This is a genomic window from Skermanella mucosa, from assembly GCF_016765655.2.
Taxonomy (GTDB): domain Bacteria; phylum Pseudomonadota; class Alphaproteobacteria; order Azospirillales; family Azospirillaceae; genus Skermanella; species Skermanella mucosa.
In genome coordinates this window covers 5455108-5479517 of sequence record NZ_CP086106.1, presented here as the reverse complement: position 1 = coordinate 5479517, position 24410 = coordinate 5455108, and the positions used below count along the sequence as shown (strand labels likewise).

At 68.2% G+C, this 24410-nt stretch carries 24 protein-coding genes; 16 read left to right on the top strand and 8 right to left on the bottom strand.

The window, feature by feature from the left end; genetic code table 11:
• Positions 1 to 16: 16 nt before the first annotated feature.
• The gene (locus JL100_RS25390) at positions 17 to 523 is read right to left on the bottom strand and encodes a GlcG/HbpS family heme-binding protein (RefSeq protein ID WP_202680655.1); all 507 of its coding nucleotides are present in this window, start codon (positions 521 to 523) and stop codon (positions 17 to 19) included.
• A 54-nt stretch (positions 524 to 577) separates the two neighbouring features.
• Complete coding sequence (locus tag JL100_RS25385) at positions 578 to 928, bottom strand: transcriptional regulator (protein WP_228420905.1); 351 nt, start codon at positions 926 to 928, stop codon at positions 578 to 580.
• 164 nt (positions 929 to 1092) lie between these two features.
• On the opposite strand from JL100_RS25385, the gene soxY reads away from it, so the two are divergent.
• From soxY to JL100_RS25365, 4 genes are all read left to right on the top strand, one after another.
• Positions 1093 to 1572 carry a thiosulfate oxidation carrier protein SoxY gene (gene soxY / locus JL100_RS25380; protein ID WP_202680654.1) on the top strand — a complete coding sequence of 160 codons (480 nt, stop codon included), beginning with the start codon at positions 1093 to 1095 and terminating at the stop codon, positions 1570 to 1572.
• 80 nt (positions 1573 to 1652) lie between these two features.
• Positions 1653 to 1982: a thiosulfate oxidation carrier complex protein SoxZ gene (gene soxZ / locus JL100_RS25375; protein ID WP_202680653.1), complete on the top strand. Its 330-nt coding sequence runs from the start codon at positions 1653 to 1655 to the stop codon at positions 1980 to 1982.
• A 71-nt stretch (positions 1983 to 2053) separates the two neighbouring features.
• Entirely contained in the window at positions 2054 to 3742 is a 1689-nt protein-coding gene (soxB, locus tag JL100_RS25370; RefSeq protein ID WP_202680652.1) for a thiosulfohydrolase SoxB, read from the top strand.
• A 37-nt stretch (positions 3743 to 3779) separates the two neighbouring features.
• Complete coding sequence (locus tag JL100_RS25365; protein ID WP_202680651.1) at positions 3780 to 4547, top strand: cytochrome c biogenesis CcdA family protein; 768 nt, start codon at positions 3780 to 3782, stop codon at positions 4545 to 4547.
• A 239-nt stretch (positions 4548 to 4786) separates the two neighbouring features.
• On the opposite strand, the gene JL100_RS25360 is transcribed toward JL100_RS25365, so the two are convergent.
• A complete protein-coding gene (locus JL100_RS25360; RefSeq protein ID WP_202680650.1) occupies positions 4787 to 5188 on the bottom strand; it encodes a hypothetical protein in 402 nt (133 codons plus the stop codon).
• Positions 5189 to 5467: 279 nt separating this feature from the next.
• Between JL100_RS25360 and mdh the strand changes: the two genes are divergently transcribed.
• From mdh to JL100_RS25325, 7 genes are all read left to right on the top strand, one after another.
• Positions 5468 to 6433: a malate dehydrogenase gene (gene mdh / locus JL100_RS25355; RefSeq protein WP_202680649.1), complete on the top strand. Its 966-nt coding sequence runs from the start codon at positions 5468 to 5470 to the stop codon at positions 6431 to 6433.
• Positions 6434 to 6658: 225 nt separating this feature from the next.
• Positions 6659 to 7855 (top strand): ADP-forming succinate--CoA ligase subunit beta, encoded by a 1197-nt coding sequence (sucC, locus tag JL100_RS25350; RefSeq protein WP_202680648.1) that lies wholly within the window; start codon positions 6659 to 6661, stop codon positions 7853 to 7855.
• A complete protein-coding gene (gene sucD, locus JL100_RS25345) occupies positions 7856 to 8731 on the top strand; it encodes a succinate--CoA ligase subunit alpha (protein WP_202680647.1) in 876 nt (291 codons plus the stop codon).
• A 97-nt stretch (positions 8732 to 8828) separates the two neighbouring features.
• A complete protein-coding gene (locus tag JL100_RS25340; RefSeq protein WP_202680646.1) occupies positions 8829 to 11765 on the top strand; it encodes a 2-oxoglutarate dehydrogenase E1 component in 2937 nt (978 codons plus the stop codon).
• Positions 11766 to 11854: 89 nt separating this feature from the next.
• Entirely contained in the window at positions 11855 to 13114 is a 1260-nt protein-coding gene (gene odhB, locus JL100_RS25335; RefSeq protein ID WP_202680645.1) for a 2-oxoglutarate dehydrogenase complex dihydrolipoyllysine-residue succinyltransferase, read from the top strand.
• 91 nt (positions 13115 to 13205) lie between these two features.
• Positions 13206 to 13679, top strand: a complete 474-nt coding sequence (locus JL100_RS25330) for a chemotaxis protein CheX (RefSeq protein ID WP_202680644.1) — start codon at positions 13206 to 13208, stop codon at positions 13677 to 13679.
• Positions 13676 to 14461 (top strand): response regulator, encoded by a 786-nt coding sequence (locus JL100_RS25325; protein WP_202680643.1) that lies wholly within the window; start codon positions 13676 to 13678, stop codon positions 14459 to 14461. The genes JL100_RS25330 and JL100_RS25325 overlap by 4 nt, the downstream gene beginning before the upstream one ends.
• Before the next feature lie 37 nt (positions 14462 to 14498).
• On the opposite strand, the gene JL100_RS25320 is transcribed toward JL100_RS25325, so the two are convergent.
• Both JL100_RS25320 and JL100_RS25315 read right to left on the bottom strand, forming a co-directional pair.
• Positions 14499 to 15080 carry a hypothetical protein gene (locus tag JL100_RS25320; protein ID WP_202680642.1) on the bottom strand — a complete coding sequence of 194 codons (582 nt, stop codon included), beginning with the start codon at positions 15078 to 15080 and terminating at the stop codon, positions 14499 to 14501.
• An 80-nt stretch (positions 15081 to 15160) separates the two neighbouring features.
• On the bottom strand, positions 15161 to 15979 hold the full coding sequence (locus tag JL100_RS25315; RefSeq protein WP_202680641.1) for a hypothetical protein: 819 nt from the start codon (positions 15977 to 15979) through the stop codon (positions 15161 to 15163).
• Positions 15980 to 16285: 306 nt separating this feature from the next.
• On the opposite strand from JL100_RS25315, the gene lpdA reads away from it, so the two are divergent.
• Entirely contained in the window at positions 16286 to 17692 is a 1407-nt protein-coding gene (gene lpdA / locus JL100_RS25310) for a dihydrolipoyl dehydrogenase (protein ID WP_202680640.1), read from the top strand.
• Entirely contained in the window at positions 17670 to 18947 is a 1278-nt protein-coding gene (locus JL100_RS25305; protein ID WP_228420904.1) for an MFS transporter, read from the top strand. The genes lpdA and JL100_RS25305 overlap by 23 nt, the downstream gene beginning before the upstream one ends.
• Before the next feature lie 38 nt (positions 18948 to 18985).
• Here the strand turns inward: JL100_RS25305 and JL100_RS25300 are convergent, their stop codons facing one another.
• From JL100_RS25300 to fsa, 3 genes are all read right to left on the bottom strand, one after another.
• Positions 18986 to 19951, bottom strand: coding sequence for a tyrosine recombinase XerC (locus JL100_RS25300; RefSeq protein ID WP_202680639.1), 966 nt, complete (start codon positions 19949 to 19951; stop codon positions 18986 to 18988).
• Entirely contained in the window at positions 19930 to 20610 is a 681-nt protein-coding gene (locus tag JL100_RS25295) for a DUF484 family protein (RefSeq protein ID WP_228420903.1), read from the bottom strand. The genes JL100_RS25300 and JL100_RS25295 overlap by 22 nt, the downstream gene beginning before the upstream one ends.
• Before the next feature lie 113 nt (positions 20611 to 20723).
• Positions 20724 to 21395: a fructose-6-phosphate aldolase gene (gene fsa, locus JL100_RS25290; protein ID WP_202680638.1), complete on the bottom strand. Its 672-nt coding sequence runs from the start codon at positions 21393 to 21395 to the stop codon at positions 20724 to 20726.
• Positions 21396 to 21483: 88 nt separating this feature from the next.
• Here fsa and JL100_RS25285 point away from each other — a divergent pair, with 88 nt between their 5' ends.
• The 3 genes from JL100_RS25285 (at position 21484) to JL100_RS25275 (ending at position 24407) form a co-directional block, all read left to right on the top strand.
• Complete coding sequence (locus tag JL100_RS25285; protein ID WP_202680637.1) at positions 21484 to 23724, top strand: primosomal protein N'; 2241 nt, start codon at positions 21484 to 21486, stop codon at positions 23722 to 23724.
• Between the two features lie 97 nt (positions 23725 to 23821).
• Positions 23822 to 24106 (top strand): BrnT family toxin, encoded by a 285-nt coding sequence (locus JL100_RS25280; protein WP_202680636.1) that lies wholly within the window; start codon positions 23822 to 23824, stop codon positions 24104 to 24106.
• Between the two features lie 4 nt (positions 24107 to 24110).
• Positions 24111 to 24407, top strand: coding sequence for a BrnA antitoxin family protein (locus JL100_RS25275; protein ID WP_201074528.1), 297 nt, complete (start codon positions 24111 to 24113; stop codon positions 24405 to 24407).
• Positions 24408 to 24410 lie beyond the last annotated feature (3 nt).

Here is a 24410-nt window from a genome sequence, read left to right as displayed (position 1 = left end):
GGTCCCGCTGCCGCGGTCAGAACAGCTTGTCCTCGATCGCGGCGATCCCGGTGCGCGCGCAGGCGTCGTCCGCCTCGCCCGACGGGCCGCCGGACACGCCGACGCCGCCGACGATCGATCCGCCGGCTTCGACCGGGAGCCCGCCGCCCAGCATGACCGCGCCGGCGATGAAGCGGGCGCCCGACTGGGCCTGGTCGCCCGCGGTGGACGCCGCCAGCTTCAGGGTGTCAGAGCGGAAGCTGATCGCCGTCCAGGCCTTGGCCGTCGCGGTGTCCGGCGTGTGCGGACCGGCGAACTGGTCGCGCAGCATGACCTGCGGCGTCCCGAACCGGTCGACGACCGCCACGGCCACCTGGAATCCCTTGTGGTGGCAGCTGTCCAGGACCGCCCGCGCGAGATCGAGCGCCGCCGCGGGGCTGAGGCTGCGGAACGTGACGAGGGCCTCGCCCTCGGCCCGGGGCTGCGCGGGGGAAACGGCGATGCCGAACAGCAGGGCCGCGGCAAGAGTGATGCGCTTCTTCATGGTGTTTCCTTCCTTGTGGGATCGGTGGGCCTGTCCGGCCCGGTTGGTGCCGGATCAGGGATCCAGCTTGCGGATCAGGTCGCCCAGCATGGCCCAGAAGAAATCCTCGCCCGGGTAGCCCCGGATGCGGCCGATCTCGCGCCCGTCCTCGGTCAGGACGAAGGTCGGCGTATGGACGACCCCCGTGATCCGCCCGAGGTCGTCCGGCCGCGGACCATGAAGGTCGACGCGGCGCAGCGGCGCCCGCCGGCCCTCGTCGGTCAGCGGGTAGACGGGGCCGATCTGCCGGTCCCAGGCCGCGCACCAGGCACAGCCTTCCGCTTCGAACATCACCAGCTCGGCGGCGAGCGACGGGCCGAAGGGGAGCGAGAGGAAGGCGAGGAGGCTCAGGACGCGGGCGATCATGGCGGCTCCCTATTCCTTGTGGCCGGTCATTGATGCTGGATTATATAAGAGAAACATAATATAAAGGCGAATGCCAGCATGGAGTTCAACCGGACGCGGAATGCCCGTGCCGCTCGGCTCCATGCAGAGACAGTTCAACCGTACCAACGAAGGAGGAGGCCCCAATGCCGAACTCTAACCCGGCCGCCGGCATCAGCCGCCGCGGCCTGCTCGCCACCGCCGGCGCCGGCGTGATCGCCGCCGCGGGCACGGTCTTCCTGCCGCCGCCCGCCCATGCCACGGTCGAGGCGGCCACCAAGTTCATGGCGAGCCTGATCGGCAACCGGACCCCCGTCGCGGGCCGGGTCAAGCTGACCATGCCGGAGATCGCGGAGAACGGGAACACCGTGCCGGTCGCGGTCACCGTCGACAGCCCCATGACCGACGCCGACCACGTCAAGGTCATCCACATCATGGCCGACGGCAATCCCGCGCCGGAAGTCGCCTCGTTCCACCTGTCGCCGGCCAACGGCCGGGCCGAGATCACGACCCGGATGCGCATGTCGACCACGCAGAACGTCTGGGCGGTCGCGGAGATGAAGGACGGATCGGTCTACATCGACAAGACCGAGGTCAAGGTCACCATCGGCGGCTGCGGCGGCTGATCCCGCGGCCCAGTCTCGACCCGGTCAAGTCCCGACCCGGCCGCAACCTGCCGGCCGCAACCCATTCGAGGAGTGCCACCATGGCCATCGACGCCAAGCCCCGGATCAAGCTGCCCAAGACCGCAGCGAAGGGCGAACTGCTGGAAGTGAAGACGCTGATCACCCACCCCATGGAATCGGGCCAGCGCAAGGACGACAAGGGCCAGCCGATCCCGCGCCAGATCATCAACGGCTTCGTCGCGACCTTCAACGGCCGGCAGGTGTTCAAGGCCGACCTTTACCCGTCCCTGTCGGCCAACCCGTACATCACCTTCCTCGTCAAGATGGAGGAGAGCGGCAAGTTCGAGTTCGCCTGGACCGACGACGACGGCACCGTCTACAAGGACGTCAAGGAAATCACCGTCGGCTGAGCGGGGTGGCCCCTCCGGCCGCCCGTCCCGAGCGCCTGTCCACGAGAAGACATATCCAAGAGGCGGAAGCGATGTTCAATCGCCGCGATTTCCTGCAGGTGGCAGCGGCCGCCACCACCCTGACCGGCTTTTCCGGCTCGCTGAGCCAGGCCATCGCCGAGGGAGCCATCACCCAGGACGGGCTGCTCCGGTTCGATCCCGTCGGCACGGTGACCCTGCTGCACGTCACCGACATCCACGCCCAGCTCGTGCCGATCTTCTTCCGCGAGCCGTCGGTCAACCTGGGCATCGGCGAGGCGGCCGGGGTGGCGCCCCACGTCACCGGCGACGCCTTCCTGAAGAAGTTCGGCATCCGGCAGGGCTCGGCCGAGGCCTACGCCTTCTCCAGCGAAGGCTATGCCGGGCTGGCGGCGGAGTACGGCCGGGTCGGCGGGCTGGACCGCATGGCCACCCTGGTCAAGGCGATCCGCGCCGAGCGGCCGGGCAAGACCCTGCTGCTGGAGGGCGGCGACAGCCTCCAGGGATCCTACGGCGCGCTGAAGACCCGCGGCGGCGACATGGCGGCGGCGCTGAAGGCTCTGGGGGTCGAGGGCTGCACCTTCCACTGGGAGTTCACCTACGGCACCGAACGGGTCAAGGAACTGATCGAGGAACTGGGCTGTCCCTTCGTCGCGGGCAACGTGCTGGACACCGAGTGGGACGAGCAGGCCTTCAAGCCCTACGAGATGTACGAGCGGGGCGGCGTGAAGATCGTGGTGGTCGGCCAGGCCTTCCCCTATACCCCCGTCGCGAACCCGCGCTACATGAACCCGACGCTGTCGTTCGGCATCCGCGAGGACTTGGTCCGCAAGCATGTGGAGGCGGCGCGGGCCGAGGGCGCCGGGCTGGTCGTGCTGCTGTCGCACAACGGGTTCGACGTGGACCGCAAGCTGGCGAGCCGGGTCGCCGGCATCGACGTGGTGCTGTCCGGCCATACCCATGACGCGGTCCCGGCGGTGGTGCCGGTCGGCAGGACGCTGATCGTGGCGTCGGGCTCGCACGGCAAGTTCCTGTCGCGGCTGGACCTCGACGTGCGGGGCGGGGAAGTCAAGGACTACCGGTTCCAGCTGATCCCTGTGTTCTCCGACGCCATCGCGCCCGACCCGGACATGGCCGGGGTGATCGAGGGGCTGCGGGCCCCCTTCAAGCCCGAGCTCTCCCGCGTGGTCGGACGGACCGACGGGCTGCTGTACCGGCGGGGCAACTTCAACGGCACCTGGGACGACCTGATCTGCCGGGCGCTGATCGAGGAGCGGGACGCCGAGATCTCGCTGTCGCCGGGCTTCCGCTGGGGCGCCACGCTGCTTCCCGGCCAGGACATCACCATGGACGACGTCTACAACCAGACGGCCATAACCTATCCCGCGGCCTACCGGATGCAGATGACCGGGGCGCAGATCAAGGACATCCTGGAGGACGTCGCCGACAACCTGTTCAACCCCGACCCCTATTACCAGCAGGGCGGCGACATGGTGCGGGTGGGCGGCCTGGGCTACGCGATCGACGTTTCCAAGCCCATGGGACAGAGGATCGGCGCCCTGACCCTGCTGCGGACCGGGCAGGCGATCGACGCCTCGGCGAGCTATGCTGTGGCCGGATGGGCCTCGGTGAACGAGGGGACGGAGGGGCCGCCGGTCTACGACCTGGTGCGCAGCTTCATCGAGCGCCGGCAGGTCGTCAACATCCCCGAGAACGACACCGTCAAGGTGAGCGGCTTCTGAGCCCCGGTTCGGGGGATCGTCTTCCGGGATCGCGCCGATGGGGATCGACATCACCTGGACCGGCGCCCTGGCGGCCGGCCTGCTGAGCTTCGCCTCGCCCTGCGTGCTGCCGCTGGTGCCGGCCTACCTGTGCTTCCTCGGCGGCGTCTCGCTCGACCGCCTGACCGGCGGGGAAGGGACGGACGGAGAAGGCGGCGGCGGGCCGCCGCCGGGGACGCAGGCGCGCGTCTTCGCGGCGGCGCTGGCCTTCGTCCTGGGCTTCGCGACGGTCTTCGTGGCCCTGGGCGCCACGGCCTCGGCGCTGGGCCGCTTGGTCGCGGACCATCTGGAGCCGCTGTCCCGGATCGCCGGCGCGATGATCGTCCTGCTCGGGTTGCATTATCTCGGCGTCTTCCGCGTCACCGCGCTGTACCGCGACTGGCGGATCGATCCGGGGAGCCGGGTGGCTGGAAGCCTGGCCGGCGCCTATGTGGTCGGGCTGGCCTTCGCCTTCGGCTGGACGCCCTGCGTGGGGCCGGTGCTGGCCGCCATCCTGTTCGTCGCCGGCGGCGAGGCCGACGCGGCGCGCGGCGCGCTGCTGCTGGCCGTCTACGCGGCCGGCATCGGCATTCCCTTCCTGGCGGCCGCCCTGGCGGTGCGGCCGTTCCTCCGCCTCGCGAAACGGCTGCGGCGGCATATGCCGATGATCGAGGGGGGCATCGGCCTGTCGCTGATCGGCACCGGCGCGCTGATGCTGTCGGGAGCCATGCCGACGGTGGCGGGATGGCTGCTCGACGCCGTGCCCGCGCTCGGCCGGATCGGCTGAGGCCCCGGGATGCCTCTCCGGCGGGTATTGATGCGAAGATTGCCGGAACTGCCAGCCTTCCGGCGGGAAGTTGCTTGCCAAGGGCGGCAAGCTATACAAATCTGTCCAAACCGCCCCCGATCCGGCCGACTTTCGGGCACTGCGTCAATCTGCCGCCACAACCGGAAACTGCTCCCGAAGCGTCCCGGAACGGCCTTCCGGGCGCCCCTCGGGAGCCTGCGCGCGGGGACCGGCGGTGCTCACATGCCCGGACGCGGCACCCGGTCCACGGGCCGCTCGACCGGGACGTTTTCCTGGAAGGTGACGACCGGGGAGGCCATGACGTCGAAGCAGCGCTGGCGCGCGGCGAGCTGTTCGAGCGTCGGCTGGTCCCGGACGAACGGTTCCAGGAACCAGGCGGTCGCGCGCTCCCAGGAGGGTATGTCGACCCGCAGCAAAGTCAGCAGGGACCTGCATTCGAAGGTTTCCGCGGCATCCGAGCCGGGGGTCACCGAGGTGAAGGCGGGCGGGGTCGGCTGGGCCTGCCGGGAGGCCGGATCGGGGGCCGCCCCGGGCGATGGTGATACCACTTGGGCTTGTACCGGCAGCGAGGCGGCGAGTAGTGCCGCCGCACCGCACAAGCGGGAAGTCCAGGTCAACATGAGCGCTCTCCTCAGCCAAATTTGGTATTACCATCCAAACCTTAAGCGCGGCCCGAGGGTTCCCGAAGCGCGATTCCGGGGAGGGTCGGCGCGATGGTCGTGAGCGGGTGCTACTCAACCGGCGCTCGGTTACGCCCGGCCCGTCCCCCTTGCCCTCGGCACGGAATCGGAGTACGTAGCCGCGCGGATTTGAGGGCCGATCTCAGGACCGGCCGGCCCGGACCAAAGCGACCCTCGCTCCCTCGTAAACAATGCTCGGCAACACTTGGGGAACGCTTCATGGCACGCAATAAGATCGCGCTCGTCGGCGCCGGCCAGATCGGTGGCACGCTCGCCCTGCTGGCAGGCTTGAAGGAACTCGGCGACATCGCCGTGTTCGACATCGCGGAAGGCATGCCGGACGGCAAGGCGCTGGACATCGCCCAGTCCGCCCCGGTCGAGGGGTTCGATGCCAGGATGGTCGGCGGCAGCGACTACTCGATCATCGAGGGCGCCGACGTCGTGATCGTGACCGCCGGCGTTCCCCGCAAGCCCGGCATGAGCCGTGACGACCTGATCGGCATCAACACCGGCGTGATGAAGACGGTCGGCGAGAACATCGGCAAGTACGCCCCGAACGCCTTCGTCATCGTCATCACCAATCCGCTCGACGTGATGGTGTGGGTGCTTCAGCAGGCATCCGGCCTGCCCACCAGCAAGGTGGTCGGCATGGCCGGCGTGCTCGACAGCGCGCGGTTCCGGACCTTCCTGGCGGAAGAATTCAACGTCTCGGTCGAGGACGTGACGGCCTTCGTGCTGGGCGGCCACGGCGACACCATGGTGCCGCTGGTGCGCTACTCCACCGTCGCCGGCATCCCGCTCCCCGACCTGGTCAAGATGGGCTGGACCACCCAGGAAAAGCTCGACGCGATCGTCCAGCGCACCCGCGACGGCGGCGCCGAGATCGTCAAGCTGCTGAAGACCGGCTCGGCCTTCTACGCCCCGGCCGCCTCCGCCATCGCGATGGCCGACAGCTACCTGAAGGACAAGAAGCGCGTCCTGCCGGTCGCGGCCCACCTGACCGGCCAGTACGGCGTGGACGACATGTATGTCGGCGTGCCGGTGGTGATCGGCGCGGGCGGCGTCGAGAAGATCGTCGAGATCGAGCTGAACGCCGACGAAAAGGCCATGTTCGACCACTCGGTCGGGGCCGTGAAGACCCTGGTAGAGGTCGTCAAGAAGATGGAAAGCGAGAAGTCCGCCTGACAGCGGCCTTCGGGAGGCCGCCGCTCCGGGCGGCCTTTTTTGTATCCCGACTGGCCGTCCGGCATAGCCGGTACGGCCGGGCCCGGTTCAATCGGGGCGCGGAGGGTGCTAGACTGAGCGGCCGGCACCCCCGCGATCCCGACGGTACGGGCCAGGTATTCTTAAGCCGGGGTGCCTCGTTTGCCACCCGTCACCAGATAGCCGCCATCAGATAGACGGACGTCCATGAACATTCATGAATATCAGGCCAAAAACCTGCTGAAAAAATACGGTGTGTCGGTGCCGCGCGGCGGCGTCGCCTATACCATTCCCGAGGCCGAACAGGTCGCGAAGGAGCTGGGCGGGCCGGTCTGGGTGGTGAAGTCCCAGATCCACGCCGGCGGCCGCGGCGCCGGACGCTTCGCCGACAATCCCGACGGCAAGGGCGGCGTCCGCGTCGTCAAGTCGGTCGAGGACGTCGCGTCCAACGCCAAGGAGATGCTCGGCCACGTCCTGGTGACCAAGCAGACCGGCCCGGCCGGCAAGGAAGTCAAGCGCCTCTACATCGAGGAAGGCTGCGACATCAAGCGCGAGCTGTACCTGGGCCTGCTGCTTGACCGCGCCACCTCCCGCGTCACCGTGATGGCCTCGACCGAGGGCGGCATGGAGATCGAGGAGGTCGCCCACAACACGCCGGAGAAGATCCTGAAGGTCGCGGTCGACCCGGCGACCGGCATCTCCGGCTTCCACGCCCGCAAGATCGCCTTCGGCCTGGGCCTGGAAGGCAAGCAGGTGAACGCCGCGGTCAAGCTGATCCTGGCGACGTACAAGGCCTTCGTGGACTTGGACGCCTCGATCGTCGAGATCAACCCGCTGGTCGTGACCGGCGCCGGCGACATCATCGCGCTCGACGCCAAGATGAACTTCGACGACAACGCCCTGTTCCGCCACAAGGACGTGGAGGAGCTGCGCGACGCCGACGAGGAGGAAGCCTCCGAGCTGGAAGCCGCCAAGCACGGCCTCAACTACATCAAGCTCGACGGCTCGATCGGCTGCATGGTCAACGGCGCCGGCCTGGCGATGGCGACCATGGACATCATCAAGCTGTACGGCGGCGAGCCGGCCAACTTCCTCGACGTCGGCGGCGGTGCCACGCGCGAGCGGGTGACCACCGCGTTCAAGCTGATCCTGTCGGACAAGAACGTCGAAGGCATCCTGGTCAACATCTTCGGCGGCATCATGCGCTGCGACGTGATCGCCGAGGGCGTCGTCGCCGCGGCCCGCGAAGTCTCCCTCCATGTCCCGCTCGTCGTCCGCCTCGAAGGCACCAACGTCGACCTGGGCAAGAAGATCCTCAGTGAATCGGGCCTCCCCATCCTGTCCGCCGACAATCTGGCGGATGCGGCGGAAAAGGTCGTCAAAGCGGTGAAGGAAGCGGCGTAAATGGCTGTCCTCGTCAATTCCCAAACGAAAGTCATCTGCCAGGGCTTCACCGGCGCGCAGGGGACCTTCCACTCCGAGCAGGCGATCGCCTACGGCACGCAGATGGTCGGCGGCGTCACCCCCGGCAAGGGCGGCACCAAGCACCTCGACCTGCCGGTGTTCGACACCGTCGCCGAGGCGGTCCACACGACCGGCGCCAACGCCAGCGTGATCTACGTCCCGCCGCCGTTCGCGGCCGACGCGATCCTGGAGGCGATCGACGCCGAGATCGCCTTGGTGGTCTGCATCACCGAGGGCATCCCCGTCCTCGACATGGTGACCGTCAAGCGCGCCCTGGCCGGTTCCAAGACCCGCCTGATCGGGCCGAACTGCCCGGGCGTCATCACCCCGGACGAGTGCAAGATCGGCATCATGCCCGGCCATATCCACCGCCGCGGCAAGATCGGTGTTGTCTCCCGCTCCGGCACCCTCACATATGAGGCGGTGGCGCAGACCACGGCGGCGGGCCTGGGGCAGTCGACCTGCATCGGCATCGGCGGCGACCCGGTCAACGGCACCAACTTCGTGGACAGCCTGGAGCTGTTCCTGGACGATCCGGAGACCGAAGGCATCATCATGATCGGCGAGATCGGCGGCGACGCCGAGGTCAAGGGAGCCGAATTCCTGAGGGACAGCAAGACGAAGAAGCCGGTCGTCGGCTTCATCGCCGGGCGCACCGCTCCTCCGGGACGCCGGATGGGACATGCCGGCGCCGTGATCTCGGGCGGCAACGACACCGCCGACTTCAAGGTCGAGGCGCTGAAGTCCGCCGGCATCCACGTTGCCGACAGCCCGGCCAGCCTGGGCAGCACCATGCTGAAGGCTCTGAAGGGTTGATCCCGATCAGCCCGGGCCGGTCCCCGACCGACCCGCCGGAGCCGTAAACCCTTGCCAGAAAGAGGGCGCGGGCGCCAACGCCCGCGTCATTAACAAAATGTCAGCGACCGCAGCGACCCCTGATCAGTCATCGTTCCTTTTCGGCTCGAACGCCACTTTCATCGCCGAGCTGTACGCCCGTTATCTCAAGGACCCGCAGTCCGTCGACCAGAGCTGGAGCAGCTTCTTCGGCGAACTGAACGACGACGCGCGGGAGGTGCTGGACGAACTGCGCGGGGCGAGCTGGGCGCCCAACACCACGGCGGTGATCGGCGAGGAACCCGCCCCCGCCGCCAAGCCGAACGGTTCGGCGCAGGCCAAGGCCAACGGCCACGCCGCCCCGAACGGCGCCGCGGCGCCGGCTTCCGTGATCGACCAGGACCAGCTCCGTGCCGCCACGCTGGACAGCCTGCGGGCGCTGATGCTGATCCGCGTCTACCGCGTCCGCGGCCATCTCCAGGCCACCCTTGACCCGCTGGGGCTGGAGAAGCGCGAGCAGCATCCGGAACTGGATCCCAAGACCTACGGCTTCACCGACGCCGACTGGGACCGCCCGATCTTCATCAACAACGTCCTCGGCATGGAGACGGCGACGCTGCGCCAGATCCTGGAGGTGCTGAAGAAGACCTATTGCGGCACCATCGGCGTCGAGTTCATGCATATCCAGGACCCCGAGCAGAAGGCCTGGATCCAGGAGCGCATCGAGGGCGGCCGCAACCACACCGATTTCACGGTCAACGGCAAGAAGGCGATCCTGGAGCGCCTGACCGCGGCCGAGAACTTCGAGCGCTTCCTCGACAAGAAATACACCGGCACCAAGCGGTTCGGCCTGGACGGCGGCGAGGCCCTGATGCCCGCCATGGAGCAGGTGCTGAAGCGCGGCGGCCAGCTGGGATTGCGCGAGGTCGTGCTCGGCATGGCCCACCGCGGCCGTCTCAACGTGCTGGCCAACTTCATGGGCAAGCCGTTCAAGGCGATCTTCTCGGAGTTCCAGGGCAATTCGGCCCATCCGGAGGACGTCCAGGGCTCGGGCGACGTGAAGTACCACCTGGGCACCTCGTCCGACCGCGACTTCGACGGCAACTCCGTCCACCTGTCGCTGAGCCCGAACCCGTCGCACCTGGAAGCGGTCGACCCGGTCGTGATCGGCCGCGTGCGCGCCAAGCAGATCCAGCGCTGCGGCACCGTCCCGCCGACCGACGAGAGCCGCGACGAGGTGCTGGGCATCCTGCTGCACGGCGACGCGGCCTTCGCCGGCCAGGGACTGGTGGCCGAGACGCTGATGATGAGCGAGCTGAAGGGCTATCGCGTCGGCGGCACGATCCACTTCATCATCAACAACCAGATCGGCTTCACCACGATGCCGAGCTATTCGCGCTCGGGGCCGTACTGCACCGACGTCGCGAAGATGATCCAGGCGCCGATCTTCCACGTCAACGGCGACGACCCGGAGGCGGTCGTCCACGTCGCGCGGATCGCGATCGAGTTCCGCCAGAAGTTCAAGAAGGACGTGGTCGTCGACCTGTTCTGCTACCGCCGCCACGGCCACAACGAGGGTGACGAGCCCGCGTTCACCCAGCCGCTGATGTACAAGGCGATCCGCAGCCACGCGACGACGCGCGAGATCTACGCGAAGAAGCTGGTCGACGAGAACGTCATCACGGCCGAGGAGTCGGAGAAGATCGTCGCCGACTTCTACAAGAAGCTGGAGGACGAGTTCGAGGTCGCCAGCCACTACAAGCCCAACCGCGCCGACTGGCTGGAAGGCAAGTGGTCGGGCCTGGAGGCGGCGTCGGGCGACGACCGCCGCGGCAACACCGCGGTCGAGCTGGACGTCCTGCGCGAGGTCGGCAAGGCGATCTCGGCCGAGCCGAAGCACATCAAGATCAACTCCAAGATCGCCCGCCAGCTCAAGGCCAAGGCCCAGGCGATCGAGAGCGGCGAGGGCATCGACTGGGCGACCGCCGAGGCGCTGGCGTTCGGCACCCTGTGCGTCGAGGGCACGCCGGTCCGCCTGTCCGGCCAGGATGTCGGCCGCGGCACCTTCTCCCAGCGCCACTCGGTTCTGGTCGACCAGGAGACCGAGGAGCGGTTCATCCCGCTCAACAACATCCGCGACGGGCAGGCGATCTACGAGGTCCACGACAGCCCGCTATCGGAAGCGGCGGTGCTGGGCTTCGAGTACGGCGTCTCGCTGGCCGAGCCGCACGAGCTGGTGATCTGGGAGGCGCAGTTCGGCGACTTCGCCAACGGCGCCCAGGTGATCATCGACCAGTTCATCAGCTCGGGCGAGTCCAAGTGGCTGCGCATGTCCGGCTTGGTGATGCTGCTGCCCCACGGCTACGAGGGGCAGGGGCCGGAGCACAGCTCCGCCCGGCTGGAGCGGTACCTGCAGATGTGCGGCGAGGATAACTGGCAGATCCTGAATTGCACGACGCCGGCCAACTATTTCCACGCGCTGCGCCGGCAGGTCCGCCGCGACTTCCGCAAGCCGCTGGTCGTGTTCGAGCCGAAGTCGCTGCTGCGCCACAAGCTGGCGGTGTCGAAGCTGGAGGATTTCGGTCCGGGCACCTCGTTCCACCGCATCCTGAGCGAGCCGTACGAGCTGGTCGCCGACGATCAGGTCAAGCGGGTCGTCCTGTGCACCGGCAAGGTCTATTACGACTTGCTGCAGGAGCGCGAGACGCGGGGCATCAAGGACGTGGCGATCGTCCGGCTGGAGCAGCTCTATCCGTTCCCGCGCACCTCGCTGACCCGCGAGCTGTCCCGCTACGCCAACGCCGACGTGGTCTGGTGCCAGGAAGAGCCGCGCAACATGGGGGCCTGGACCTTCATCGACCGCCGGCTCGAGGACTGCATGGTGGCGGCCCAGCTCAAGGCGAGCCGTCCGCTCTATGCCGGCCGCATCGAGGCGGCCTCCCCGGCGACCGGCCTGCTGAAGCGGCACAACCGCGAACAGGCCCAGCTCGTCGACGAGGCGCTGACCGTCAAGTAACCGGACCTGCGGGGGGCGCCGCCCGGCGGCCGCCCCCCGCACTTCCCAACAAATCCGAGCGAACCGCTCACATAAAAAGGTTTGAAATCATGGCCCTGGAAATCACGGTCCCCGTCCTCGGTGAATCGGTCAGCGAAGCCACCGTCGCGAAGTGGCTGAAGAAGGTCGGCGACTCGGTCGCCATGGACGAGCCCCTGCTGGAGCTGGAAACCGACAAGGTCACGCTGGAGGTCAACGCCACCTCCGCCGGCACGCTGGCCGAGATCGTCGCCGAGGAAGGCGCCACGGTCGAGGTCGGGGCCCTGCTGGGCACCCTGTCCGACGGCGCCGGCGCCCCGGCCGCCAAGCCCGCGGAATCGAAGCCGGAAGCCAAGGCCGAGCCCGCCCCGGCCCCCGCGCCGGCCGCTCCCGCCGCCCCGGCCGCCGAGCAGCACGACACCCTGTCCCCGGCGGTGCGCAAGCTGATCGACGACAACAAGCTTAAGGCGTCGGACATCCAGGCGACCGGCAAGGACGGCCGCCTGACCAAGGAAGACGTGCTGCGCTACCTGGAGAGCCGCCCGACCGAGATGCCGGCCACCCCCGCTCCGGCCCCCGCGGCCAAGCCGGCGCCGAAGCCCGCCGTTCCGGCCGGCCCGCGCGCCCGTGCCGCCCAGGAGGAGCGCGTCCGCATGACGCGCCTGCGCCAGCGCATCGCCGAGCGCCTGAAGGAGGCCCAGGACACCGCGGCCATGCTGACCACCTTCAACGAGGTGGACATGACCAACCTGCTGGCCGTGCGCAACTCCTACAAGGACGTGTTCGAGAAGAAGCACGGCGTCAAGCTGGGCTTCATGTCCTTCTTCGTGAAGGCCTGCATCACGGCGCTCCAGGAGCTCCCGGCGGTCAACGCCGAGATCGAGGGCACCGACATCATCTACAAGAACTACTATGACATCGGCGTCGCCGTCGGCACGCCGAGCGGCCTGGTGGTTCCGGTGGTGCGCGATGCCGACAAGCTGAACTTCGCCGGGGTCGAGAAGACCATCGGCGCGCTCGGCAAGAAGGCGAGGGACGGCAAGCTGTCCATGGAGGAGCTGTCCGGCGGCACCTTCACGATCTCCAACGGCGGCGTCTACGGCTCGCTGATGTCGACCCCGATCATCAACCCGCCGCAGTCGGCCATCCTGGGCATGCACAAGACCATGGAGCGCCCGATGGTGGTCAACGGCAAGATCGAGGCCCGCCCGATGATGTACCTGGCGCTGAGCTACGACCACCGCATCATCGACGGCAAGGAAGCGGTGACCTTCCTGGTCCGCGTCAAGGAGTGCATCGAGGACCCGCAGCGCATCCTGCTGGATGTCTGATCCCGCGTCACGGCGCAGTTGAAGTCCACGCCCCGGCCATCCCATGGCCGGGGCGTCGTTCTATCCCCATCGGGCAGGGGCGGAAGGCAGCATGAACGCTCTGGAGCACGGCATCACCGAGGAGGTGGTCACCGCCTTCGTCGCCGAGGCGCTGGCGTCGTTTCCGGAGCCGCCGTCGCCGACGCTGAGCCGGACCGACGCGCGGGTCGTGCTTGCCCAGGCCAGGATTTCCGGCGCCTGGAACGGTACCGTCGCCTTCCGGGTGCCCGCGCCGCTGGCGGCTTGCCTCGCCTCCGCCCTGTTCGGAATCCCCGCCGAGGAGACCACGCCCGCCGAGCGGACCGACGTGGTGGCCGAGCTGTGCAACACGGTCGCGGGAAACGTGAAGGGGCTGGTCCGCGGCGCCGCCGTCCTGTCGCTGCCTTCCGTGGCCGAGCGCGGACCCGAGGCGGTGGGCCACCATACCGCATCCCCTGCGGGCGGCGTCGCGGTTAATCTGGTCCATCCATTCCTGGGGCGGTTCATCGTGGTTCAAATCATCGAGCATCGGGTCGGCGAGCCGTGAAGCTTCCCGCCAAGGTCCAAGTCCTGCTGGCCGACGATTCACGGGCCATGCGGGCGCTCATCAAGGGCAATTTCGTCTGGCCGGGCACCAGCTTCCAGTTCACCGAAGTGGACAATGGGACCGACGCGCTGGCCGCCTACCGCGCGCGGCGGTACGACCTCGTGCTGCTCGACATCCACATGCCGGGAATGGACGGGCTGCAGGTGCTGCACGCGATCCGGTCGTACGATGCTTGCGCGCTGGTGTTCATGATATCGTCGGACACCAGCGCGGCCGCCAGCGGGACCGCCCAGGATTACGGCGCCCTGGGGTTCGTGACCAAGCCGATCAGCGCCGGGTCGCTGAGCCGGATCATGACCAGCCTGGAGGAGATCCGGCGGCCCTTCGCCGTGCTGACCGCCGACGACAGCCGCACCGGCCAGGCGCTGCTGAAGCGCGGGCTCGACCTGCTGGGGATCGAGAGCATGGTGACCGGCGCCGACGACGGCCGGATGGCGGTCGAGGCCTGCAACCGCGAATATTTCGACATCGTCTTCCTGGACGTCCACATGCCGGACATGACGGGCATCCAGGCGCTGAAGGCGATCAAGGCGCTGCGGCGCGACGCCTATGTGGTGATGGTGACGTCGGACGCATCCATGGACACCGTGCGCGACGCGCGGTCCATGGGGGCGGACGACTACCTGCTCAAGCCCGTCCAGCAGCCCAACCTCAAGAAGGTCTGGTCACGCTTCCGCGTCATGGCGCCGCAATATGTCGGTCATGGCCAGACCATCTTCTGAACCGGGCTATCTTCCGAACCGGGCCTTCCGAACCGGGCTAAGCCACGGCGCTGAGCAGCGGCAGGGTCAGGTTGTCCTCCTCGGCGTCCAGGCATTCGATGCGGAAAGGCGCTCGGACACCGCCGTTCAGCAGTTCGGCGCATTCCAGCCCCTTGCGGACGCGCTGCTCGGCCGGCTGGCCGGCGGTGGAGGCCAGCGAGCCCAGCGCGTAGTCGGCGCCGCAGCCGATCGCGTGGAAGCCGCGGGTCGTCTCGCAGACCTGGTAATCGCTCTGGATCGAGAACAGCCGACCCTCGTAGGCCACCAGGAAACTGCCGCCCTGTTCGGCGTCGTTGTTGCGCTGGGCGTAGCCGCCCTCCTTCAGGCAGTTCCGGACCTCGTCCACGAAGTCGGTGACCATGAACCTGAACACGTCCATCCCCTCGGGCCGCTTCGGCGGACGCAGCCGGAACGCCAGCAGCTGGCCCATGCGGAACGAACTGGTGAAGCCGATCAGGAAGTCGCCGTTGCGGAAGACCTTGGGGTCGGCGCGCACGGTGATGTCCAGACCGGAAACTCCGGCGCTGTCGCCGCCCATCCATACGCGGCGGCCTTCGATCAATCCAACGATGCAGGTCATGGGTTCCCCGAACTGGCAAATCAACCAGAGGGAGAATGGCCGCTGTATGGTTAATAAAATCCTACCGAAATCACCCGGGGTTAGCGGCGGCGCGCCGACAGCATCCCCTTGGTCCGGCCCTCGCGGGCGGCCAGATCCTTCTTGAACTGCTCGAAGGCGAAGAAGATGCTGGAGATCCCGTCCGCCGTGCCGTCGCCGTAATAGACGTCCATCTTGATCCGCCCCTCGGGCGTGCGGATCAGGGACTCGTAGCGGCTAAACATCACTTCGAAGACGGTACAGAAATCCTGGTCGGTGAATTTGTAGACGCTGGGCTCGATGCTACCGACGATCGCCGCGGTGAAGGTCTGGCGCTGGTGGTTGAACTGCCTGAAGCGCAGCAGCATGCGGATGAAGATCTTGTCCGCCAGCATGCTCATGGTCTCGTCCGCCCTGATCAGCGGCCACATCTGGGTATCGTCGTCGGTCCCGATGGTGGCGAAGATCGCCTGGGCCTGGCTGTTCAGCATCTCGTACTCGGCGTTGCTGAACAGGGTCGTGACGTTGCGCTGGATGCCGCGGACGATGACCTGGGGGAAATACTTGCCGCTGATCGGGTCCATGCGGGACGGGATGTTGGTGATCAGGAGAGAGAAGACGAAGCGGGTCAGGAAGTCCTTGCGCCGGGCGTCGGGGTTGTAGGCGCGGGCGCCGTGCTTGTCCAGGCACAGCCGGCAATTGGCCTTGAAGGCGGGCAGCGTCTTCGGCCAGAACCCCTCGATCAGGGTGAAGGCGCGGTCCAGTTCGTCGCGGGTGATGTGGTCCTTGCGCTCGAACTGGACCGCCAGCGCCTCGTAGAAGGTACGGATCAGCGTCCTCGCCAGATCGTGCTGGGTCTGATGAAACGTCTCGTCGGCCATGTTCTTGCTTCAAATGTGTGCCGGAATGCGACGTCCTATGCGCTCCGTCCCATTGCGCATCCATGATGAGCGCCGTCCCGGTTAAGGAAGATTTACGGCGATGCCATGGCTCCGGCGGCGAGCGTGCGACCCATCGCCGCGTAGCTGCCCTGCGCGGCGCGAGACCCGCCGGATATCAAGGTTTTCGGGCATTTCCATGGACTTGTGACTGTCACGACGATTGCCACGGACCGCTCCAGAGGCCATAAATCGCATCCGCAAAGCACGGCCACGCTCGCGAGCTGCCCACGGAGGCGAAGAAGAAAAATGCCTGAGAAAACCTACGACGTTGTAGTCATCGGCGGCGGTCCCGGCGGATATGTCGCCGCGATCCGCGCAGCTCAGCTCGGCCTGAAGACGGCCTGCGTGGAAATGCGCAAGACACTGGGCGGCACCTGCCTCAATGTCGGCTGCATCCCGTCCAAGGCGCTGCTCACCAGTTCGGAGAAGTTCGAGGAAGCCAAGCACAGCTTCGCGTCGCACGGGATCAAGCTGGGGTCGGTCGAGCTGGACCTGCCCGCGATGATGGCCAACAAGAACAAGGTCGTCGACGACAACACCAAGGGCATCGAGTTCCTGTTCAAGAAGAACAAGGTCGACTGGCTGAAGGGCCGCGGCCGCATCTCCGCCAGGAACGAGGTGACGATCGAGGGCGACGGCGGCAGCGAGACGGTCGGCGCCAAGAACATCATCATCGCCACCGGTTCGGAATCCATGCCGGTCCCCGGCGTCGAGGTGGACGAGCAGCGCATCGTCACCTCCACCGGCGCGCTGGAACTGGCCGAGGTGCCCAAGCGATTCGCGGTGATCGGCGGCGGCGTGATCGGGCTGGAGATGGCCTCGGTCTGGGGGCGGCTGGGCGCGGAAGTCACCGTCATCGAGTTCCTGGACCGCATCCTGCCCGGCATGGACGGCGAGGTGTCCAAGCAGATGCAGCGCATCCTGGGCAAGCAGGGCATGACCTTCAAGCTGAACACCAAGGTCACGGCGGCCGCGGTGGGCAACGAGGGAGTCACCCTGACGGTCGAGCCGTCCAAGGGCGGCGACGCGCAGCAGATCGAGGCCGACGTGGTCCTGGTCGCGATCGGCCGCCGGCCCTACACCGCCGGGCTGGGCCTGGAGGAGATCGGCGTCGAGATCAACCAGCGCGGCCGGATCGTGACCACCCACCACTGGGAGACCAACGTTCCCGGCGTCTATGCCATCGGCGACGTGATCGAGGGCCAGATGCTGGCCCACAAGGCCGAGGACGAGGGCGTCGCGGTGGCCGAGCTGATCGCGGGCCAGTCGGCCCACATCAACTACGACGCCATTCCCGGCGTGGTCTACACCTGGCCGGAAGCCTCCACCGTCGGCAAGACGGAGGAGCAGCTGAAGGCCGCCGGCGTTAAGTACAAGGTCGGCAAGTTCCCCTTCACCGCCAACGGCCGCGCCCGCGCGCTCGGCATGACCGACGGTTTCGTGAAGATGCTGGCCGACGCCGCGACCGACCGCGTGCTGGGCGTCCACATCGTCGGCGCCAGCGCCGGCGACCTGATCGCCGAGCTGGCCCTGGCAATGGAGTTCGGTGCGTCCGCCGAGGACATCGCGCGGACCTGCCACGCCCACCCGACCCTGAACGAGGCGGTCAAGGAAGCGGCCCTGGCGGTGGATGGCCGAGCCCTCCACATCTGATCCGGCGCCATCCGGACCGGCGGTCGGGAGGGCTTCTCCCGGCCGGCTGGCCCTGGTGCTGTGCCTTGCCGAGGTCCTCGGCATGGCCGGCACCATGAGCTTTCCGGCGCTGCTGCCGACCTTCTTCGCGGAGTGGCGCCTGGGCACGGTGGAGGCCGGCTGGATCAACGGCGTGTTCCATGGTGGCTACGTGGCCGCCGTGCCGGTCCTGGTCACCCTGACCGACCGGATCGATCCCCGGCGGATATACCTGTTCTCGACGGCGCTGGCCGCCCTGGCGCTGCTGGGCTTCGCCCTGTTCGCGGACGGGTTCTGGACCGCCATGCTGTTCCGCGCCCTGGGCGGCGTGGGTCTGGCCGGGACCTATATGCCCGGGCTGCGCATCCTGTCCGACCATACCGCCGGTCCGCGGCAGGGGCGCTATCTTTCCTTCTACACGGCCAGCTACGCTCTGGGCTCCGGCGCGTCCGTGCTGATCGCCGGGCTGGCGGGGGCCGAGTTCGGCTGGAGGGCAGCCTTCCTGGCCTCCTCGGCGGCGACCGCCGTGGCGCTTGCGCTGGCCTGGTGGGGAATACCGCGGGCACCGGCCGACCGTCCGGCGGCCGAGACGGCGCTGCTGGATTTCCGGCCCGTGCTGCGCCACCGGGCGGCCATGGGCTACATCCTGGCCTATTCGGCGCACTGCTACGAGCTGTTCGGCCTGCGGGCCTGGCTGGTGGCCTTCCTCGCCTTCGCCTTGGCGACCAACGCCGGGACCGTGCCCGACGGAAGCGTGCCGGCGGTGGTGACGACCATCGGTACCGTCATCCTCCTGCTGGGGCTACCGGCCAGCATCCTCGGCAACGAGGCCGCGACCCGGTACGGCCGGCGCCGCGTCCTGATCGCGATCATGGCGGGGTCGGCGGTGCTGGCCTGCGGCGTCGGCTTCGCGGCGAGCCTGCCGTTCTGGCTGGCGGTCTGCGTGGTGGCGCTGTACGGCGTCACCGTGACGGCCGACAGCGCGTCGCTGACCGTCGGCGCCGTCACCAACGCCCAGCCGGGCCGCCGGGGCGCCACCATGGCGGTCCACTCCTTCCTCGGCTTCACGGCGGCCTTCGTGGGCTCCGTCATGTTCGGCGTGGTCCTGGACGCGGCGGGCGGTGGAAGCAGCCAGCTGGCCTGGGGGCTGGCCTTCGTCTCCCAGGGGCTGATGGTGGCGCTGGGGCCGGTGGCCCTGCTCGTCCTGGGCGACATGGGAGGCGGCGACAAGCGCTGATACTCGGCCGCCAATCCTCGGCCGTTAATCCTCGGCCATTAATCCTCGGTGGTCTTCTTCCGGGCACGGGGGTGGGCGTTGTCGTAGACGCCCAGCATCTGGTCCGCGTCCACCTCGGTATAGCGCTGGGTGCTCGACAGCGAGGCGTGGCCGAGGAGGTCCTGGATCGCCCGCAGATCGCTGCCGTCGGCCAGCAGGTGGGTCGCGAAGCTGTGGCGCAGGGCGTGGGGAGTCGCGGTGTCGGGCAGGCCCATCAGGTGCCGGATCTCCCGCATCTGCTTCTGGGCGACGGCGGCCTGGAGCCGGGCGCCGCGCACGCCGACGAACAGCGGCCCGTCGGCGGACAGGGCATAGGGGCAGGCGGCGACGTAGTCCGCCAGGGCGTCGCGCACCACCGGCAGCACCGGCACCATGCGCTGCTTGCTGCCCTTGCCCGTCACCATCAGGGTATCGTCGGCCGGCATGTCGCGCCGGTTCAGGCTCAACGCCTCGTCGATGCGCAGCCCGCAGCCATAGAGCAGGGTGAACAGCGCGCGGTCGCGCTTGCCGACCCAGGGCTCGTTGGCCCAGGCCTCGGCATTGGGTAGCAACGCCGCGGCGTCGGCCACCGTGAGGGGCTTGGGCAGCCGGTCGGGCAGCTTGGGCGCCCGGATCAGCCCGACGGCGGCATTGTGCATGCGCCCGCTGCGGTCGAGCCAGCGGAAGAAGTTGCGGATGCCCGACAGCGCTCGCGCCCGGCTCGCCGTGCCCAGCCCGTCCGCCGCCTGCCGGGCCAGCCAAGCACGGAAGTCCATCAGCCGGGCGGCGCTGAGGTCGTTCAGCGCCGGCGGGCGGCCATGATATCCGGTCAGGAACTCCAGGAATCCGGAGAGGTCGGCGGTGTACGCCGACAGCGTGTGGCGCGACACGCGCTTCTCGATCTCCAGCCAGCGGCGCCAGGCGGCTATGGCCGCCGTGACGTCCTCGGCGCAGGAGAAGCCGATTACTCCGGCAGGTCGAGCCATGCCCGGATGCTGCGCTCGATCACCCGGCCCAGGAAGCAGACCAGTTCGGTGCCCTGGCCGGAATGGAACATGTCGGGATCGCGGCTGCCGAAGGCGAGCAGCCCCGGCGGCGTATCCTCGCTGACCTGGATGCGGATCAGCGCCTGGGAGCGCACCAGCCCGGCCGCAGCGCCGAAGATCGCCGGATCGCCGCGGGTGTCGGAATAGAGCATCACGTCGCGCCGGCCGAGCCAGCCGTCGACCGTACCCGCCTCGACCACCCGTACGCCCGAGGTGTGTACGTGCGGCCGGTCCTCGCCGTTCGCCTCCACCACCAGGCCGGCCACGTCCAGGTCCAGCAGAACCGCCAGATCCGTCGTGATGGTCTGGATCAGCTGCTCGAACGACCGCGCGTCCAGCAGGAACAGCACGGCGGCGTGGATCCGGTTCTGGTTGTTGATGTTGGCGCGGGTGGTGGTGATCAGCTCCCGCTGCTGCTCCTTCAGGCGCCCGACCTCGCCCCGAAGCCGCTCGACCATGAAGTACTGGAAATCCACCACCCCTTTGCCGTGCGCCATGGCCGGAGGCGTCAGGTGCTGGACAAGGTCGGCGTGCTGGGTCAGGAAATCGGGATGTTCGCGCAGATAAGCCGCGACATCCTCCGCAGTCAGCGCGTCCATCGTCCTTTGGCTATGTCCGGTTTCCCGAGCCATCAGCGTCGGCCCTCTCCCATTGTCGAACTCCATGCCCGTTCCGAGCGGAACTTACTCCATCAGGCGTTAACGTTGTGAGCCTACTCGGCGGCCTTGTCCAGAATCGTCTGTCCAGTGCCCGCCCAATCGGCGACGAACTGGTCCAGGCCCTTCTCGGTCAGGGGATGCTTGAACAGCTGGCGCAGCACCGACGGCGGCATGGTCGCGACGTGGGCGCCCATCTTGGCGCTCTCGACGATGTGGATCGGGTGGCGGATCGAGGCGACGAGCACTTCGGTGGTGATGCCGGGATACTGGTCGTAGATCTGCACGATGTCGGAGATCAGCGACAGCCCGTCATACCCGATGTCGTCCAGCCGGCCGACGAAGGGGGAGATGAAGGTGGCGCCGGCCTTGGCCGCCAGCAGCGCCTGCGCGGCGGAGAAGCACAAGGTGACATTGACCATCGTGCCGCCGGACGACAGGATGTTGCAGACCTTCAGCCCGGCCGGGGTCAGCGGCACCTTGACCGCGATGTTCGGCGCCAGGGTCGCAAGGTACTTGCCCTCGGCCAGCATGGTGTCGAAATCGATCGCGGCGACCTCGGCGCTAACCGGGCCGGGAACGATCTGGCAGATTTCCTTGACCAGCTCGATGAAGTTGCGGCCGGACTTGGCAACCAGGGAAGGGTTGGTGGTAACACCGTCCAGGAGGCCGGTATCGGCGAGGTCCCGGATTTCGGTGAGGTCGGCGGTATCGATGAAGAACTTCATCAGGAAAAGATCCTTGAAAAAACGAAGCGGCGATTGCGGCGGGCGCCTGGGCGGCGGCCGGCCCGGAAACTCGGGAACACTCTAGCCCATGGTGGACCAGGGTTCCAGTTCCGCCCCCGGATTCGATTTCGGCGACGGCGCGGAGGCGCGGCCCTCGGCCCCGAAGCGGGTCGCCGTGCTGCTGCCGCTACCTCTGCCGGAAGCCTACGACTACAAGGTGCCGGCCGGGTTCGACATCGCTCCCGGCGACTATGTCGAGGTGCCGCTCGGCCCCCGCCACCTGCTGGGCGTCGTCTGGGGGCCGGGAGCGGGGGAGGTGGCCGACGGCAAGCTGCGGCCGATCGCCCAGCGGTTCGACGTGCCGCCGATGCCGGAAATCCAGCGGCGTTTCATCGACTGGGTGGCGGCCTATACCATGGCGCCGCCCGGCGCCGTCCTGCGCATGGCGCTGAGCGCGATCGGCGGGATGGAGCCGCCCAAGCCGGTGACCGCCTATCGCCTGGGCGATCCCGGGCGGCTGGCCGAGCTGCGCATGACCCCGGCCCGACGGCGGGTGCTCGACCTTCTGGCGGACGGTCCGCCGCGTCCGCCGGCCGAACTGGCGCTGGATGCCGGATGCAGCGTCGGCGTCGTCCGCGGGCTGGCCGACGCCGGGGTGCTGGAGCCGGTGCTGCTGCATCCCACCCGCGACCTGCCGCTTCCGGACTGGAGCCTTCCCGGCCCCCATCTGTCGGGCGAGCAGGCTGTCGGGGCGGCTGCCCTGCGCGCCCGCGTCGCGGCCGACGCCTTCAGCGCCACCCTGCTGGACGGCGTCACCGGGTCGGGCAAGACGGAGGTCTATTTCGAAGGGATCGCGGCAGCGCTGGAGGCAGGCAGGCAGGTGCTGGTCCTGCTGCCGGAGATCGCCCTGTCGGCCCAATGGCTGGAGCGGTTCGCCCTCCGCTTCGGGGCGCCGCCGCACCAGTGGCACAGCGACCTGTCCGGAGCCCAGCGGCGCGCCACCTGGCGGGACGTCGCGACCGGCGCCGCGCGCGTGGTGGTGGGAGCGAGGTCCGCCCTGTTCCTGCCCTATCCCGAGCTGGGCCTGATCCTGATCGACGAGGAGCACGATCCCTCGTTCAAGCAGGAGGACGGGGTGATCTACAACGCCCGCGACATGGCGGTGGCGCGGGCGCATCTGGCCGGCATCCCGATCGTCCTGGTCTCGGCGACTCCGTCGCTCGAATCGGCGATCAACGCCGAGTCCCACCGCTATGGCCGGATCGACCTGCCGGCCCGCCACGGCGGCGCCAGCATGCCGGAGATGAAGCTGATCGACCTGCGGCTGGACCGCCCTCCGCGCAACCGCTGGCTGGCGCCGTCGCTGGTCCAGGCCTTGACCGAGACCTTTGCGGCTGGCGAACAGGGTATGCTGTTCCTCAACCGGCGGGGCTATGCGCCGCTGACCCTGTGCCGCAACTGCGGCCACCGGCTGCAATGCCCGAACTGCACCGCCTGGCTGGTCGAGCACCGGCTGGCCGGCAAGCTGCAATGCCACCACTGCGACTTCACGGTGAAGCTGCTGGACGTCTGCCCGTCCTGCGGCGCCGAGGGCTCGCTGACCGCCTGCGGTCCCGGCGTGGAGCGCATCGCCGAGGAGGTGACCCAGCTGTTCCCCGACCAGCGCACCGCGCTGATGACCAGCGACAGCCTGGTCGGCCCGCATGCGATCCGCGAGATGGTCCGCCGCGTCCAGGACCACGAGATCGACCTGCTGATCGGCACCCAGGTGATGGCGAAGGGCCACCATTTTCCCATGCTGACGCTGGTCGGCGTGGTCGATGCCGACTTGGGCCTGGGCGGCGGCGACCTGCGGGCGGCCGAGCGGACCTACCAGCTTCTCCAGCAGGTCGCCGGCCGGGCGGGGCGGGCGGAGCGGGCGGGACGGGTCTTCCTCCAGACCTACATGCCGGAGCATCCGGTGTTGCAGGCGCTGGTGTCGGGGGACCGGGATTCCTTCTACGAGCGCGAGGCGGAGGAACGCCATGTCCACGCCATGCCGCCCTTCGGCCGGCTGGCCGCGCTGATCGTGTCCGGCGAGGAGGAGGGGGCGGTGGACGCCGTCGCCCGGGCCCTGGGGCGTGTGGCGCCGAGGTCCGAAACCGTCCAGGTGCTGGGACCCGCGCCGGCGCCCTATGCCCTGCTGCGCGGCCGGCACAGGCGGAGGCTGCTGCTGAAGGCGCCCCGCGCCGTGTCGGTCCAACCGCTGATCGCCGACTGGCTGGCGCGGGTGGAGGTGCCGGGGACGGTCAGGGTGCAGGTGGATATCGACCCCTACAGCTTTCTATAGGGAGCCTGCGATTGTGTTCGGCCCATCGAAAGTGTTATAGGCCAGCCTTGCGATTCAGCTCTATTTGTAACTACAATGCACCTACACGCGAGGCGTCATGGACCTGGAGTTCGAGTGGTCCGAGGCTAAGCGGCAAGCGAAGCTGGAAACTCGTGGCGTGGATTTTCTCCGCATGCGCGAGCTTTTCGATGGAAGACCGGTGGTCATGTATCCTTCGGCCCGTGGCGCGGAAGAACGCTGGGTCAGTGTCGGCCGGATCGAGGACAAGTTTTTTGCCGTGGTCTGGACGATCCGGGAAGAGCGCATCCGGATCATTTCCGCCAGGAGGGCAAGGTATGGTGAAGAGAGACGATACCGTACGGTATACGGCATCGGAAATTGACGCGATGATCGCGAGGGGCGAGGATCGAACCGACTGGTCGCGCGAGGATACCGACGAGGAGATCGAGGCCCAGATCGCTTCCGATCCCGATCTGGCGGTGCCGGACAACTGGGAGGAGCTTTCCGTGCCCGGCTTTCCCTTTCCCCTGCCGTCGCGGGAGAACAAGCGCCAGGTCACGGTGCGCTACGACGCCGAGGTGGTGGATTTCTTCAAGGCCCAGGGGCGCGGCTGGCAGAGCCGCATGAACGCCGTGCTGCGCGCCTTCGTGGAAAGCCAGCGGAACGGCGGCCGGTCCCGCTGAGCC